This is a genomic window from Bacillus daqingensis (assembly GCF_042654445.1).
Taxonomy (GTDB): domain Bacteria; phylum Bacillota; class Bacilli; order Bacillales; family Salisediminibacteriaceae; genus Alkalicoccus; species Alkalicoccus luteus.
Genome location: NZ_JBHSGK010000003.1, coordinates 166,042 through 179,770, shown reverse-complemented (window position 1 = coordinate 179,770; position 13,729 = coordinate 166,042). Strand labels below are relative to the sequence as shown.

Below are 13,729 nucleotides of genomic sequence, written 5' to 3'. Positions count from 1 at the left end.
TCCTCAAGTGTGTGCGGGCAGGATCGTCCTGCATGAATACTGAATCATTCCACCAGTCATGTTAGCTGTTTGATACCCTTGCGCTTCTGAGAATAATGCTGCTCGTTCGCTTCTTGCTCCGGAGCGGCATATGAACAGTAACGGCTTTCCTTTACCAAGGGTCGATAGTTTACCAGGCAACTCACCGAGAGGAATATGCAGCGCTCCAGGAATCATACCTTTTTCTGTTTCAAACGATTCTCTTACATCAATCAGCTGATAGTCATTTAGATACGTGGTTACCTGTGTTGCTTGAATTTCCTTCATTTGTTTTCCTCCTGAGAGTTTATTAGATAAACAGATTGACGTTTCCGTCTTCCGCATCTGCAAGATAAGCTGCAACGCCGCCGTATTCTACACCATCCAGCAGTTCTTCTTTTTGCAGACCGAGCAGATCCATCGTCATCGTGCAGGCTACGAGCTTCACTTCCTGCTCCTGGGCCATTTCGATTAAATCTGACAGCGGCATCGCCTGATGCTTCTTCATTACTTTTTTAATCATTTTTTGACCCATGCCGCCAAAGTTCATGTTTGAGAGACCCATTTTTTCAGCTCCGCGCGGCATCATTTTCTCAAACATCTTCTCCATTTTCCCTTTATCTACATCGATGTTTTCTTCTTTGCGGAATGCATTCAGCCCCCAGAATGTTGCGAAGATCGTCACATCATGATCGTATGCCGCAGCACCGTTGGCGATAATGAAGGCGGCCATTGCTTTGTCGTAATCACCGCTGAATAAAATAATGTTCGTAGACTTTTTCTCTGTCATAAAAATTTCCTCCTTCATAATACTAATACCTGTATGGGTATATTAAGTTACAAAATTTTTTAGCCGGTAACCGGCTGCTTGATTCCTATTATACCCCTATAGGTATTACAAGTCAACCCTTTAAGCATTTTTTATGAAGCCCGCCTTTAAAGCGGGCTCACAAGCAAACCTATCTCGTTTTCACGAGCATATTAACCGCTTCCTGAATCATCTCTTCAGAATCTTCGCCATTCTCAATCTGCTGGCGTACACACTGTTCAAGATTAGAACTGACAACAACCCCGATTGCACGGTCCATTGCGTTTCGGGCAGCAGACATTTGTCCAACAAGCTCGCGGCAGTCTTTCCCCTCTTCCATCATTCGAAGCACAGCCTTGACCTGTCCTTCCACCCGTTTCATTCGATTTTTCATTTGTGGAGTGTATTCCATCGTAATCCCTTCTTTCTTTATTTTACAGCGGCTTCCATCGCATCACTCATGCGTTGTTCTACGTCTTTCGCTGTTTCAAGTACCTGCGGCTCTCCAACAAGCTCCATTAATGCAGTCGGATTCGGCATGCCGACTTTCGTTTGTCCATGATCATCATATACAACGACTTTGCATGGAAGAAAATAACCTGCCAGCATCGTTTCTGTTAATACGTTTTTGGCGATTTTTGGATTGCAGACTTCCATAATGCGGAATTCGTGATCAAGACCGACTTCTTTTTCGTCGAGCTTTGCTTTAACATCAAAATCCCAAAGCACACCAAATTGTACGTCTTGAAACGAAGCGGTTAACTTTTCAACTGTCTCATCGACGGAATATGGGGATGAATAGGTTGTATGAAACATGCGTCTGCCTCCTTTGATTATACATCTATGGGTATATCGTACATGACGGGCTGCATCTGGTCAACGTATATGAGTTGTGCGGTACCTATTTTGAAGCGTCATCTGCAGACGATCTTCTTCCCATTCTGCTTTACGAAGAATATCGCGAACCGGTCCTTTTATATCGACGATCGTCAAGGTAATGCCCCGATCCTGCAGCATTTTCTCCCACTGCTCGAGTTCATGAACGGCTACAGCATCCATCGAATTCACCCCGGAAAAATCCAGGATAACTTCCGTCGTTTCCGGCCTTGCAACGAGCCCCTCCTCGATTCTGCTTTCTACAAAAGCCGCATTCGCAAAATAAAGAGGTGCATCGATGCGGAGCATAAAGATTCCTTCTCTTTCCTCTGCGTGCGGATAGCGTTTCACGTTGCGGTAAGTCCTGCTCTCCTCCAGCCATCCTAGCGCTGCCGTGTGCGGATAAGCACTGCTCCAAATAAACACCAGCAGGGAGATACCAATACCAATAAAGATCCCCTGCTCGACACCGATCAGCAAGGTTGCTCCGAAGGTGATCATCCAAACTGCACCATCTGCCTTGCGCAGCTTAAAAAGAGATACTGCTTCCTTCCAATCAATCAGCTTATAAACAGCTACGATAATGACAGAAGCGAGAATTGCATTTGGCAGATAGTAAAATGCACCAGTGAAAAATTGCAGTGTCAGCAGCAGCAGCACCGCTGTAATAATGGAAGCAAGCGGGGTTTTAGCACCCGCATCGTAATTGACCGCGGATCGTGAAAATCCTCCCGTTACCGGAAAGCCCCCAAAGAACGAACCTCCGATATTGGCAGCTCCCAGGCCGGAAAGCTCCCTGTCAGCTGAAACATACTGTTTTTCTTTAGCCGCGATCACTTTTGCCATGGCGAACGATTCCATAAAACCGATAAAGGAGATCGTGAGCGCCGTTGGCAACAGTGCCATTACGGCATCTCCTGTTACAGCAGGCAATGAAAATGCCGGCAGTCCGCCGGGTACCTCTCCAATGATGGATACCCCTGCAGCATCCAAATTAAACCAAATCACGGTGCCAATTCCAAGAAGAACAGCCGCCAGCGGACCCGGAATGAGCGGGATAAATCGTTTCGATGCGAGAATAACGATTACTCCGGCAGCTGCCAGACCGACGGCTGTCCAATTCCACGCCGATAGCTGCATCGCTGCCTCTGCTGCGGCACCAGCTGGCTGGCTGTTTTCAAGCGGAAGACCTACAATGTGTTTCAGCTGACTGAACGCTATCACGATTGCTGCCGCAGACGTAAAGCCGCTGATAACAGCATGTGAGAAAAACTTGGTAATAAAGCCGAGCCGCAAAACTCCCATCAGCAGCTGAATAACTCCTACCATCAGCATTAATAACACCGCAAGTGTCATGTATTCGGAACTGCCAGGCTCTGCGAGCGGTGACACTCCGGCAAATACGAGCAGCGAGACAACCGCTACCGGACCGACTGCAAGCTGCCGGGAACTGCCTATCATAGCGTATATGAATATAGGAATCGCAGCAGCATAAAGACCGGTTACGGGCGGCATGCCGGCAAGCATCGCATATGCCATTCCCTGAGGAATCAGCATAACCGCCACAATCAGTCCGGAGCTGATATCTCCTTGTAAATACTCTTTATGATAAGGTCTCATCCAATCAAGCCAGGACGATTTCATAACTGGAATCCCTTCTTTCATATACCCATAAGGGTATTTAGTGTGTACTTTCATTTTACATACCCCTACATGTATTGTCAACCAGTTATAAATATACACAGTTTTACACAGAAATTTGTCGAAATATTTTGTATAATACTCCTAAGCAGCAGAGGGACGCTGAACGGCAGCAGTCATATGTTCCCTATTTCCGGCTTTCTGCTCGCTACAAAAACCCGCCCGGGGTTCTCCCCGGACGGGTTTTTCATTCGAATCAAGCTTTCATCCTGCAGCCAACACCTGTCAGGCTTCACGTTTGCAGTCTCTACATTCGTTTCCTACCATTCAGCGATCAGTTTACCTCGTACGTGGCGCTCCTTCATGCGCTGCAGCGCTTTAGGAACATCTACCATCGGTACCTTTTCAACAGCCGGTATTTTCAGACGGCCATTACTTAACATCGACAGCATCGTACTCCCCATCGCTGCAATTTTTTTCTCATCACGTATGCTTCCCGCCTGATAGACGCTTCCGAGCGCAACCTGGTGAAATGATTTAGGATGCTGGAAATCAACTGCATCATCCATATGCGGTGCGCCGGCAATAAATACGACATGGCCGTTATACGCCAGCGCGTTAAGTGAAGCATCTGCATTTTCTGTGCCTACAGTATCGAATACATGATCTACACCGAGACCGCCTGTCTCCTGTAAAATTCGGTCAACAAACGACTCTTCGGAATAGTCGACAGCAGCATCTGCTCCCAGCTCTTTCACGTAGTCATGGTTGACACTTCTCGCCGTGGTATAAACAGTCAGACCTGCGTCCTTTGCGAGCTGGATCGCAAAGGAACCAACTCCGCCCGCACCAGCATGAATTAAAATAGATTCTCCTTCACGTACGCGAAGCTTTTCAAACAGAGCCTGATATGCCGTGTATCCCGCTACCGGCAGGGCAGCTGCGTCTGTATACGTTACGTTATACGGGAGCTTCGCAGCAGTATGAGCTTTTAAAATTGTAAATTCTGCAAATGAGCCGCGTTCGGCCATGTTGTTCAGACCAACCACCGGATCTCCTGCTGTGAAACCTTCAGTGCCAGGTCCCGTTTCTTCCACTTCTCCAGCTGTATCCAATCCGAGAACGTGCGGATAGGTCCATCCCGGATATCCGTTTTCTCCAGTTTTGTAGTCCACTGGATTCAAGCCTGCTGCCTTCACGCGGACAAGCAGCTCTCCCTCTTGAGGAACCGGCCGATCCAGCTCTTCTACCTTCATGCTTTCCCATTTGCCTGCTTCTTCCAGTACTAATGCTTTCACGCATGATCCCTCCTGTCTTGAGCTGATACTTTTTCAGTATACGTAGCAGGATCACTCCCCTGCAACCAATAAGCACACGCAGATTGAGTTTTCTCGTATAAAAGCGTACATTAGAAACGTAGTATTGTTTTGTCAGCTGATTAAATGCATTGTCGAGAGAAGGTTGTCGTTATGTCAAACGAACATCGGTCTGGCGTCTCTGCCGGTATCGCCGCTTACTCCCTGTGGGGACTGCTGCCCATCTATTGGAAATGGCTAGAAGTAATTCCAGCCGTAGAAGTGCTTGCCCACCGGATCATTTGGTCATTGTTGTTTATGATCATGTTATTTATCGTTCTTAAAAAAACATCTCTATTGAAAGAGGATATCCGGTATATTGTGTCCCACCCTAAAATTGCAGTCGGCATTTTGACGAGTGCTTTCTTCATCAGCGTCAACTGGGTCCTCTTTATCTGGGCGGTTGCTGCGGACAGAATCATTGAAGTCAGCCTGGGCTACTACATAAATCCGCTGATTAACGTGCTTCTCGGTGTTTTGTTTTTTAAAGAGAACCTTTCTGCCAGACAGCAAACTGCCGTTGCGCTCGCGTTTACCGGTGTGCTCATCGTGACAATTGGCGCCGGACAGATCCCATACGTGGCGCTCGCTCTAGCGATGAGTTTCGGCATGTACGGGTTAGTTAAAAAACAAACGCAGATTGGTGCAATGACCGGGCTGATCATTGAAACGCTGTTTCTTGTGCCAGCTGCACTGATTTATCTGCTGTACGTTCATGAATCGATTGCGTCAGCCTTTCATATCTCTGATTCAGACGCCTTTCTGCTTTTAGCCGGAACCGGGATTGCGACAGCTGTTCCGCTGCTTTTGTTTGGAACAGCCGCCAGAAAAATCCCCCTCTCTTTATTAGGGTTTCTCCAGTATATTGCTCCGACTTCGATGCTTCTGCTCGGCGTATTCTTTTACGGAGAGCCATTCACGTTCATCGATGCAGCCGCATTTATCTTAATATGGACGGCCCTGCTTCTCTATTCGATCCGGCCGCGTGTAAAACGTGTACAATCTGCTTGATTAGGGGATAAGAGCAGAAAGGAGGGATGCTGTATGCATCAAGTTAAATCGGAGGATAAGCTTTTAGCCGGACTCATATACATTACGAGCTTCTTTTTTCCGATCATTGCCCCGCTCGTAATCTGGATTATCCGAAAAAATGATTCTGTGTTTGTTGATTATCATGGACGGGAATATTTTAATTTATTTATCTCTTATTTCGTTTATTCAGTGATTGCCGGCATTCTTACACTTATTTTAATAGGATGGATCATTCTGTCGGTATTAGGAATCGCATTGATCATTCTTACTATTATAGGTGCCGTCAAAGCAATTACTGGAGAGACATATCGTTTTCCGCTTATTTTTCGCCTGATCCCATCCGTGAAGATGTAAGTAAGCGAAGGCCGTCACGTATCAGAAACATGGGTAAAGCCGGCTCTCCGTCATGGGGAGGGCCGGCTTTTTGATGAATATCTGATTTGTTGCGCCGTCAAATTGCTTGCTGACAGGCTTCTGCTGCCGTAAGGCGAAGGCGTTTTGTTCGCATCGTATGACCTTCAAATACCTCATCAAATTCCTGCTGCAGCGTAAATCCGAGCATTGCATAAAAGTTTTCGGCTTTTTCGTTCCCTGCTTCTACGTCAACGTAAAGCTCTTCCACGTTTTGCATGTGAGCCCATATGTGTTTCATCAGAGCTGACCCGACTCCTTCGCGCTGCGCTCCCGGCAGCACATAAATAGCAGAAACCTCGGCAGACGTATCAGATTCATGAAAAAAAGACGTAAAGCCAATGACATGACCGGCTTTCTCACAAACAAACACGTTGTTTTTCTCCAGCCTTTCCTCCATTCGTTCATAGGAATAGGCTTTATTTAAAAAAGCATCCTGGATCTCTCTTGGAATGAGTCCTTCGTACGTATCGTGCCAGGATTGAACGGCGATATCCTGAATGTCATTAATGTCCTCTTTCACTGCTCTTCTGCAAAACATCAGCTGCACTCCTTTCTAATTTAACCCACGTTTTAAATGACTCTGAATCAAGCGGCTCTGAAAAGCAGTAGCCCTGCATGAAATCACAACCGCGCTTTTGCAAATCCGCTGCCTGAGACGCTGTTTCGACACCTTCTGCAACTACATCAAGGCGCAGTGCATGTGCCATGGAAATAACCGCATCTGTTACGTGCTTGCCAACCCGACTCGTCGATTCTTCCTTTAAAAACGATTTGTCCAGCTTCAGTGTATCAATCGGAAGCTTGCGCAAGTAGCTGAGGGAGCTGTAGCCTGTTCCGAAATCATCGAGGGCTGTACGGATTCTTGCGTCGCGCAGCTGCTCCAGCGTCTGAATCGTTTTACTGGACGTATCCATCATCGTGCCTTCTGTAATTTCAAGCTCCAGCTGCTCAGGTGCCAAACAGCTTCGTCCCAAGATACTCCGCACGGTTTCCACAAATTCGGGCTGCTTCATTTGAACAGGTGAAACATTCACTGATACGACAGGCCGCCAATCGGCCGTCGTGCACGATTCTGCAAAAACGCACGCATGCTCCAGCACCCATTCACCAAATTCTGTGATAAGCCCATTCGCTTCTAATATTGGGATAAACTCCTGAGGTCCTGTACCCGGGAACAATTCATTTTCCCAGCGGAGCAGAGCCTCCATCCCGCGCACTTTCCCCGTTGCAGCATGGATAACCAGCTGATAATGCAGCTTCAGCTCACTACGCTGCAGCGCTTGGCGCAGCTCGTGTTCCCGCTTGACGAGCAGCATTGTTTCCTCCCTCATTGAATCATCGTATACGCTGACCTTGCCGCCGCCAGCTGCTTTTGAGCGATACATCGCTTCATCTGCCTTTTGCAGCAGCTGTTCAAGCTCAGTGCCATGATCAGGAGAACAGACGAGGCCGATGCTGGCTCCTGTATAAAACGCGATGTCATTTACGATCACCGGTTCCAGAAGAATGCTCCTTATTGTTTCGGCTTTGTTAAGCCCATTTCCTTCTATAATGACTGCAAATTCATCGCCGCCTACTCTGGCTGCATGCGCTCCTTTCTTCAGCACTGTTTCCACGCGTCTGGCTATCTGCTTCAACAAATCATCTCCAGCTGTGTGCCCGAGTGTATCATTCACCTTTTTAAACCGGTCGAGATCAAAGTACAACAAAGCAAAATGTTCGTTTCGCTTCAGCCGCTGCTTGACCTCGTATTCCATTGTCGTGCGGTTGCCGAGCCCTGTTAATGGATCCGAAAAGGCAAGTCGCTTAATCTCCCGCTCTTTTTCGAGTAGTTTCGTAACATCATTGGCCCGCCCTGTTACCAGACTGATTGTTCCATCCGTGTCTGTTACCGGCGTAAGCGTAACATGCCTCGCACCAGCTTGTTCTGTCATAACAACATAGACAGAAGAAGGCTTGCCCTCGCGAATATCCGACAGCGCTTTTTCCAGTTTCAGAGAATGTTCCTTATTTGGCAAATAATGAAACATTGAGGTGCCGGCTATATCAGTCTCCACCAGATTCATCGCTTTTTCCATTAGCGGATTGATGGAAATGATGTCTCCTTCAGGCGTTAAACTGTAAATGAAATCATCTGTATGATCAATAAGCAGACGATATTTCTGCTCGCTGAGCTCCAGTTTTTTGCGCGCTGATTCCGTCTCCCTGTATTGGTCATCCAGTTTGCGGTGCGTCTGCCCGACTTCCTTCAGCGTTCCCATCAAATAGTCGACGATCTGATGCTGGTTAATAAAAAGCAGCCCTGCAAAAAATGCCAGCATCATGACACGGGAAATAAACGTTTCTGTTGATGACGCGTATTCGGCTACATCAAATCCAAACGTCAAAAATCCGGTTGTCCATACATAGTAATAACCTGCAGCTGTAACAAGATTGAGTCCGATCAGCACATAGGCATGACGCCTCGATAACAGAATAGTCGCCATAAAACCGGATGCCAGAAAAAACATCATCCCAGGTCCAATCATGCCGTAAAAATGAGCACTTAACATGCCCGTCACATAAACAGCGCCAATATTAATATAGCTGTGAAGACTGCTGTTTATCCGGTTGCGGGCTAAAAGCGCAGCCACTACGGCACCGTATACCGGAATGACAAGCAAGGTGACACTGATATTTCCTAATGATTGTTCGTTTAAGAAATTGGCTGCAAGAAATAACATACCAAGTCCGGCAATGGTTAAAGAGGTGATAGTCAATACGCGCTGCTTCATGGAAGTCAGCGTATGCTGGATGTCTTCTGAATACCGCAGACCAATCCCCTCCTATTTCTGATTTATTCGACAGCCTCAAGCGGGATTCCTTTATCTTTGCTTGCGGATTTCATCACGTGCAGAAATGCGTCTGCAAACCTCGGATCAAACTGACGCCCCTTCCCCTCTTCAATGGCAAGGAGGGCCTGCTGAACGGATATCCCTTTCACATAAGGCCGGTCTGATGTCATTGCATCAAACGAATCCGCAACGGCGAGCAGTCTGCCGAGTATCGGTATTTCCATTCCCTGCAGTCCATCAGGATAGCCGGTTCCATCCATGCGCTCGTGATGATGCCTGACGCCTGGCAGAACGCCAATCCATTCAGCAGGCAGATTCGCTTCAATGAGCATTTGCTCCCCGATTTCAGGATGCTTCTTCATCGCAGCAAATTCGGCCTCTGTCAGCTTGCCTTTTTTCAGCAATATAGCATCCGGAACACCGATCTTTCCCACGTCATGCAGCAGTCCGGCTTTGTAAACCAGATCCTGCTCACTCTCTGAAAATCCCGCTTCCTTCGCAATGGAAACTGCATAAGAGGCTACTCTCCTTGAATGGCCTGCCGTGTATTCATCTCTAGCATCAAGCGCTGCCGCAAAGAACGAAAACACGTTTTGCAGCAGTTCACGGTTTCGTTTCTCCCGGCGCTCCAGCCCGCTGATCATCGCATTGAATCCATTGGAGAGTTCATCAAATTCATCCCCGAACAATGATTGCACCGGCGCCCAGTCCCCTTCTTTTACCCGACGAAACCCTTCATGGAGCTTTGAGAGCGGAGTCAGGAGATGGCGGTAGAGCAGCCAGGCTCCAGCCCAGGCTGTACCTGCAGTGATGAGAACGAGAACAGAGGCCCACGTCCAAAACTCGATTATTGATTCAGTCACACCGCTCATGCGTCTGACCTGAAGCGATAGCAGCAGCATTAATACCGGAAAGGCAGATGTAAATACCAGACTGGCAATCAGTTTACGGCGGAAGGAGGTGACAAATAAAGAGCGATCGTGAACAATCGATGAAGGAACTGGAGCCTGTTCATGTAAAACCGCAGCCAGTTTAACGCTCAGCGGATAAACTAAAAAAAACTCTATCATCGCATGCAATCCAGCAATTAAGAGCCCTGCAATCACTGCAAGGAGGATATAGAGCGGTGAAAACGTAAGCAAATCCATGAGAATCGCCATCCACGTCAGTGAAGCAGCCGGCAGACTTATGCCTATAAAGTGCGGGAGCATGACGCGTTTAACGCAGGCAATCGGAAAATACAATGTTTCTTTCGCTGCTGCCTGCCATGCCTCCGGAGTTGATTCAAACGTCAGTTTGCGCAGCGAAGTCGTGTCCCGCTTAAATGCGTACCATTCAGCAAGAAGCATGACAGGGATCGAAACGGAAAGAATGAGCAGCACGATATACAGCTCGCCCGCACTCAGTCGGGACGTGTGGAAGACAATCAGGCTCACGGCGCAAAAAAGAGCTGCCGTTGAACCGATGACATAGCTTCTCCATGCTTGTTTGATAAAAAGTTTTCTCATTTCCTCCATCGTTTCGCCCCCTTCCTCTTACCTAATTGTGCTACTATTCAGTATACGCCAATTCAAAACCGATCGGAACTATAATTTCATCGGCTTGATTGAGTGGAACGGGCTAAACAGGCTTCAAGGTAAAAGCAGTATGCTTCATATATGACGATCAACAAATACAAAAAAGACCCCTGGTGAAAGGGATCTTTTTTCATGAAGCAGGTATCGCAAGCCTCCTGATCAGCTTTGCTATGTTATTTGAGAGGCGTTTCATTAGGCGACACTGCTGCTCGGGCTTTTTGACTACTCATAAATATCATCGAGATCAGCGTTGGACATATCAGCTGGCGATCCATCAAATACGAGTCTCCCCTGCTTCAGTCCTATGATCCGTGAGGCATATTTTTTTGCAAGCTCCACGTCATGCACATTAATGACAGTCGTCAGCTCTTTTTCATCATGCAGCTGCCGCAGCAGCTGAAAAATATGATCTGATGTCGTTGGGTCCAGACTCGCCACCGGTTCATCTCCAAGTAAAATCGACGGCTCCTGTACCATCGCACGGGCGATGCCTACCCGCTGCTTCTGACCTCCGCTTAATCGCTCTACCCTGCGGTCTGCATATGGAAGCAATCCGACCTCATTTAAAAAATACTCCGTCAGCTGCTTTTCTTCATCTGAAAACAATCCCAAGTAATTACGGTAAGCGCTTCGTTTGCCGAACCTGCCTGTATACACGTTTTGACGAACCGTCATTCTTGGAATGAGGTGAAAGTGCTGAAAAATCATGCCAATCTCCGAGCGGAGCTGGCGCAGTTTTTTTTGATCCAGTCCCATCAGTTCATACCCAAGCGCCGTAACAGATCCATCTGTAAGGGACTGCAGGCCGTTTATCGTACGGATGAATGTCGACTTACCGGCGCCGCTTCGACCGAGCACGCAGACGAACTCCCCTTTTGCAATTTGCATCGTCAGTCCATCGACGGCAGGATCATCTGCTTCGTCATAGCGGACGGTTACGTTGTTAAAATCCAGCATAGTCGTTCATCTCCTCAAATCACCCGCTTGCGAACAATTCCGCCGCTGACATCCACGATAATAACGAGCACCATAATAATGATAATCGCGGTCGCCATCGACGTATAGGCCAGGCTGTTGTAATAGTTCATGAGACTTTGACCGAGTCCGCCCCCGCCGATCATCCCGAGTACGAGAGACGTCCGGATTGCCACTTCAAACCGGTAAAAATAATGAGACAGCACGTTTGGCCAAATCTGAGGAATGATCGAGAACAGCTGGCCGGTTCTTCTGCCGGCACCAACGGAGCTCATCGCCTCCTGCGGCCCTTTATCGGAAGACTCGACAAGCTCTGCAATCAACTTGCCAAGTACAGAAACGTTGTGCAGAAAAATTGCCAGAAGGGCGGCAAATGGACCCAACCCCAATGAAACAACAAAAATCAGGCCAAAAACGATTTCTGGTACGGAACGGAATACGCTGAGCAGGGAGCGCACAAGGTAAAAGCCGGGAGCAGAGCCAGACGTATTCTCAGCAGCCAGAAAGCTGATCGGCAGCGCTACTAACAAGGCAGTCAGCGTCCCGAAAAACGCAATGGAGAGCGTAATCAGAGATTGCTGCAGCAAGTAAGGAACAAGATCCCAGCGCGGCGGAAAAAACCGGTCTGAGAGCATTTCCCATGTGTTTCCAAGCTGAAAGAGCCCGGTAATAGAAAAATCCGAGCCCCTCCCGCTTAGTATTAAAAGTACGAGGATAATCCCCGCATAAATGAGCATGCGTTTACGAAACCAAACCATCGGCTACCTTCCTTTATTCGTTTTCAGCCTCGTCAGCGCCGTTGTTTTCTTCTTCGTCTTCCTCATCTTCTTCCTCAGGTTCCAGCAGATCAAACGCACGTGCTGCTTCTAAAACAACTTCGTATTCATCTGGAGAAGCTTCTACAAAAGCATCCGCCCCTCCAAAAATCTGCAGAATCTGCTCATCGTCCACAGCCATGAATGCTTCCTGTATTTCACTGATGCGTTCATCGCTTGTACCATCTGGAACGGCCCAAGGATACTGATAGAGCTGCTCTGATTCCCAAATAATTTTGTAGTCATCTTCATCGATCAACCCATCGTTGATCAATGCCTGGAAAATTGCACTGTCAATAGCACCTGCATCGACAGAACCGCTCGCTACTGCGTCAGCTGTAATGTCATGAGAGCCGGTAAACTGCACGCTTTCAAATTCGTATGTGCTTTCGCTCTCATACACTCCTTGCTGCAAAAGCTCATATGCAGGAATAGCAAATCCGGACGTGGAGGACTGGCTGCCAAATGCAAACTGAATATCTTCCACATCTGCGAGAAGGTCATCCAAGCTGTCCCACGGCGCATCCGGCTGCGTAATCATATAGGAATAGTAATACGGGTCTCCATCGATCGTCTGCGTCAGGATCGCTTCTGCACCGCTTTGCTCGAACGCAATCAGGTACGTAACAGGACCGAAGTAAGCCAGATCGACATGTCCAAAGTTGATTGCTTCCACTACGGCGTTATAGCTTGGATAGTGCGTAACTTCCACTTCTTCATCCAATGTTTCTGCCAGGTGTTCCTCCAGCAGGTTCAACCCTTCTTCCATTTCGCCGATAGACTGGGATGGGATGACGGCTACTTCAAAGACGTCTTCATCCCCTGCTTCACTCCCGCCGGTCGCGTTGTCATTTTCATCTGCCCCGCATGCAGCCAGCACTAATGCAGAAGCAGTCACCATAAATAATGTTTTTTTCATGTTTTTTTTGGTCCTTTCTCCTTATCATAATGGACGACTCGTTCTGCGAGTGCGTCGTTGTTGTAAAGACTTAACACGTTTAATAATGTCGATGTGGCAATCTCTCCAGCTTCTTCTTTAGATACCGTGAGAGCTATTGCCTGTTTAAGTACGTCACTGTCAGCTGTGCCATATGCTTCTTTATAGACGTGAGCAGGATCCAGCTCATTGTTGACGCACCACTGGGCAAAAACATGGGCCATCATCAGCTCATCCTGCTGAAAAGATTCAATAATGTGTTTTTCCTTATCTGAGTAAGAGGACATGGTTCCACCTCCAAAATTAGCATCCGGTCTCTATCTTAGCCGAAACAGAAGTGGAAAACAAAGGATAACACTTTATTCACTTTGAAAGAGACTTGCGCGACAATGCGCCAGGCCGGTAAACTGATTATGAAAGCAGGGATAAAAAAAGCGCGTCTGCTGA

The 13,729-nt window shown here is 47.7% G+C and carries 15 protein-coding genes; 2 read left to right on the top strand and 13 right to left on the bottom strand.

Features of this window, described 5'->3' with window-relative positions; translation table 11 throughout:
• Positions 1–3 precede the first annotated feature (3 nt).
• The 6 genes from ACFO4L_RS02130 to ACFO4L_RS02105 form a co-directional block, all read right to left on the bottom strand.
• Complete coding sequence (locus tag ACFO4L_RS02130) at positions 4–306, bottom strand: rhodanese-like domain-containing protein (RefSeq protein WP_377907999.1); 303 nt, start codon at positions 304–306, stop codon at positions 4–6.
• Positions 307–328: 22 nt separating this feature from the next.
• A complete protein-coding gene (locus tag ACFO4L_RS02125; RefSeq protein ID WP_377907998.1) occupies positions 329–808 on the bottom strand; it encodes a DsrE/DsrF/DrsH-like family protein in 480 nt (159 codons plus the stop codon).
• Between the two features lie 169 nt (positions 809–977).
• Complete coding sequence (locus ACFO4L_RS02120) at positions 978–1,238, bottom strand: metal-sensitive transcriptional regulator (RefSeq protein WP_168008925.1); 261 nt, start codon at positions 1,236–1,238, stop codon at positions 978–980.
• A 17-nt stretch (positions 1,239–1,255) separates the two neighbouring features.
• Positions 1,256–1,642, bottom strand: coding sequence for a DUF302 domain-containing protein (locus ACFO4L_RS02115; RefSeq protein ID WP_377907997.1), 387 nt, complete (start codon positions 1,640–1,642; stop codon positions 1,256–1,258).
• A 60-nt stretch (positions 1,643–1,702) separates the two neighbouring features.
• Positions 1,703–3,400, bottom strand: a complete 1,698-nt coding sequence (locus tag ACFO4L_RS02110; protein WP_377907996.1) for a SulP family inorganic anion transporter — start codon at positions 3,398–3,400, stop codon at positions 1,703–1,705.
• A 263-nt stretch (positions 3,401–3,663) separates the two neighbouring features.
• The gene (locus ACFO4L_RS02105; protein WP_377907995.1) at positions 3,664–4,641 is read right to left on the bottom strand and encodes a zinc-binding dehydrogenase; all 978 of its coding nucleotides are present in this window, start codon (positions 4,639–4,641) and stop codon (positions 3,664–3,666) included.
• 171 nt (positions 4,642–4,812) lie between these two features.
• Between ACFO4L_RS02105 and rarD the strand changes: the two genes are divergently transcribed.
• Both rarD and ACFO4L_RS02095 read left to right on the top strand, forming a co-directional pair.
• Entirely contained in the window at positions 4,813–5,709 is an 897-nt protein-coding gene (gene rarD, locus ACFO4L_RS02100; protein ID WP_377907994.1) for an EamA family transporter RarD, read from the top strand.
• Positions 5,710–5,742: 33 nt separating this feature from the next.
• Complete coding sequence (locus ACFO4L_RS02095) at positions 5,743–6,084, top strand: DUF4870 domain-containing protein (protein WP_377907993.1); 342 nt, start codon at positions 5,743–5,745, stop codon at positions 6,082–6,084.
• A gap of 97 nt (positions 6,085–6,181) precedes the next feature.
• Here ACFO4L_RS02095 and ACFO4L_RS02090 read toward each other — a convergent pair whose 3' ends face one another.
• The 7 genes from ACFO4L_RS02090 to ACFO4L_RS02060 all read right to left on the bottom strand — a co-directional run bounded on the left by ACFO4L_RS02090 (position 6,182) and on the right by ACFO4L_RS02060 (position 13,569).
• On the bottom strand, positions 6,182–6,682 hold the full coding sequence (locus ACFO4L_RS02090; protein ID WP_377907992.1) for a GNAT family N-acetyltransferase: 501 nt from the start codon (positions 6,680–6,682) through the stop codon (positions 6,182–6,184).
• Positions 6,648–8,918: a putative bifunctional diguanylate cyclase/phosphodiesterase gene (locus ACFO4L_RS02085; RefSeq protein WP_377907991.1), complete on the bottom strand. Its 2,271-nt coding sequence runs from the start codon at positions 8,916–8,918 to the stop codon at positions 6,648–6,650. The genes ACFO4L_RS02090 and ACFO4L_RS02085 overlap by 35 nt, the downstream gene beginning before the upstream one ends.
• A gap of 62 nt (positions 8,919–8,980) precedes the next feature.
• Positions 8,981–10,495, bottom strand: coding sequence for an HD domain-containing phosphohydrolase (locus tag ACFO4L_RS02080; protein WP_377907990.1), 1,515 nt, complete (start codon positions 10,493–10,495; stop codon positions 8,981–8,983).
• Positions 10,496–10,777: 282 nt separating this feature from the next.
• Positions 10,778–11,512 (bottom strand): phosphonate ABC transporter ATP-binding protein, encoded by a 735-nt coding sequence (gene phnC, locus ACFO4L_RS02075; RefSeq protein WP_377907989.1) that lies wholly within the window; start codon positions 11,510–11,512, stop codon positions 10,778–10,780.
• Between the two features lie 14 nt (positions 11,513–11,526).
• Positions 11,527–12,288: a phosphonate ABC transporter, permease protein PhnE gene (phnE, locus tag ACFO4L_RS02070; protein WP_377907988.1), complete on the bottom strand. Its 762-nt coding sequence runs from the start codon at positions 12,286–12,288 to the stop codon at positions 11,527–11,529.
• 13 nt (positions 12,289–12,301) lie between these two features.
• Positions 12,302–13,264: a phosphate/phosphite/phosphonate ABC transporter substrate-binding protein gene (phnD, locus tag ACFO4L_RS02065; protein ID WP_377907987.1), complete on the bottom strand. Its 963-nt coding sequence runs from the start codon at positions 13,262–13,264 to the stop codon at positions 12,302–12,304.
• The gene (locus ACFO4L_RS02060) at positions 13,261–13,569 is read right to left on the bottom strand and encodes a hypothetical protein (protein ID WP_377907986.1); all 309 of its coding nucleotides are present in this window, start codon (positions 13,567–13,569) and stop codon (positions 13,261–13,263) included. Before ACFO4L_RS02060 ends, phnD begins: the two co-directional genes overlap by 4 nt.
• Between the last annotated feature and the right edge of the window lie 160 nt (positions 13,570–13,729).

Bases quoted from the DNA above. Each gene is read 5' to 3' on its own strand.
- ACFO4L_RS02130 (WP_377907999.1), bottom strand. From the start codon at position 306: ATGAAGGAAATTCAAGCAACACAGGTAACCACGTATCTAAATGACTAT.
- ACFO4L_RS02125 (WP_377907998.1), bottom strand. From the start codon at position 808: ATGACAGAGAAAAAGTCTACGAACATTATTTTATTCAGCGGTGATTAC.
- ACFO4L_RS02120 (WP_168008925.1), bottom strand. From the start codon at position 1,238: ATGGAATACACTCCACAAATGAAAAATCGAATGAAACGGGTGGAAGGA.
- ACFO4L_RS02115 (WP_377907997.1), bottom strand. From the start codon at position 1,642: ATGTTTCATACAACCTATTCATCCCCATATTCCGTCGATGAGACAGTT.
- ACFO4L_RS02110 (WP_377907996.1), bottom strand. From the start codon at position 3,400: ATGAAAGTACACACTAAATACCCTTATGGGTATATGAAAGAAGGGATT.
- rarD (WP_377907994.1), top strand. From the start codon at position 4,813: ATGTCAAACGAACATCGGTCTGGCGTCTCTGCCGGTATCGCCGCTTAC.
- ACFO4L_RS02095 (WP_377907993.1), top strand. From the start codon at position 5,743: ATGCATCAAGTTAAATCGGAGGATAAGCTTTTAGCCGGACTCATATAC.
- ACFO4L_RS02090 (WP_377907992.1), bottom strand. From the start codon at position 6,682: ATGTTTTGCAGAAGAGCAGTGAAAGAGGACATTAATGACATTCAGGAT.
- ACFO4L_RS02085 (WP_377907991.1), bottom strand. From the start codon at position 8,918: ATGAAGCAGCGCGTATTGACTATCACCTCTTTAACCATTGCCGGACTT.
- ACFO4L_RS02080 (WP_377907990.1), bottom strand. From the start codon at position 10,495: ATGGAGGAAATGAGAAAACTTTTTATCAAACAAGCATGGAGAAGCTAT.
- phnC (WP_377907989.1), bottom strand. From the start codon at position 11,512: ATGCTGGATTTTAACAACGTAACCGTCCGCTATGACGAAGCAGATGAT.
- phnE (WP_377907988.1), bottom strand. From the start codon at position 12,288: ATGGTTTGGTTTCGTAAACGCATGCTCATTTATGCGGGGATTATCCTC.
- phnD (WP_377907987.1), bottom strand. From the start codon at position 13,264: ATGAAAAAAACATTATTTATGGTGACTGCTTCTGCATTAGTGCTGGCT.
- ACFO4L_RS02060 (WP_377907986.1), bottom strand. From the start codon at position 13,569: ATGTCCTCTTACTCAGATAAGGAAAAACACATTATTGAATCTTTTCAG.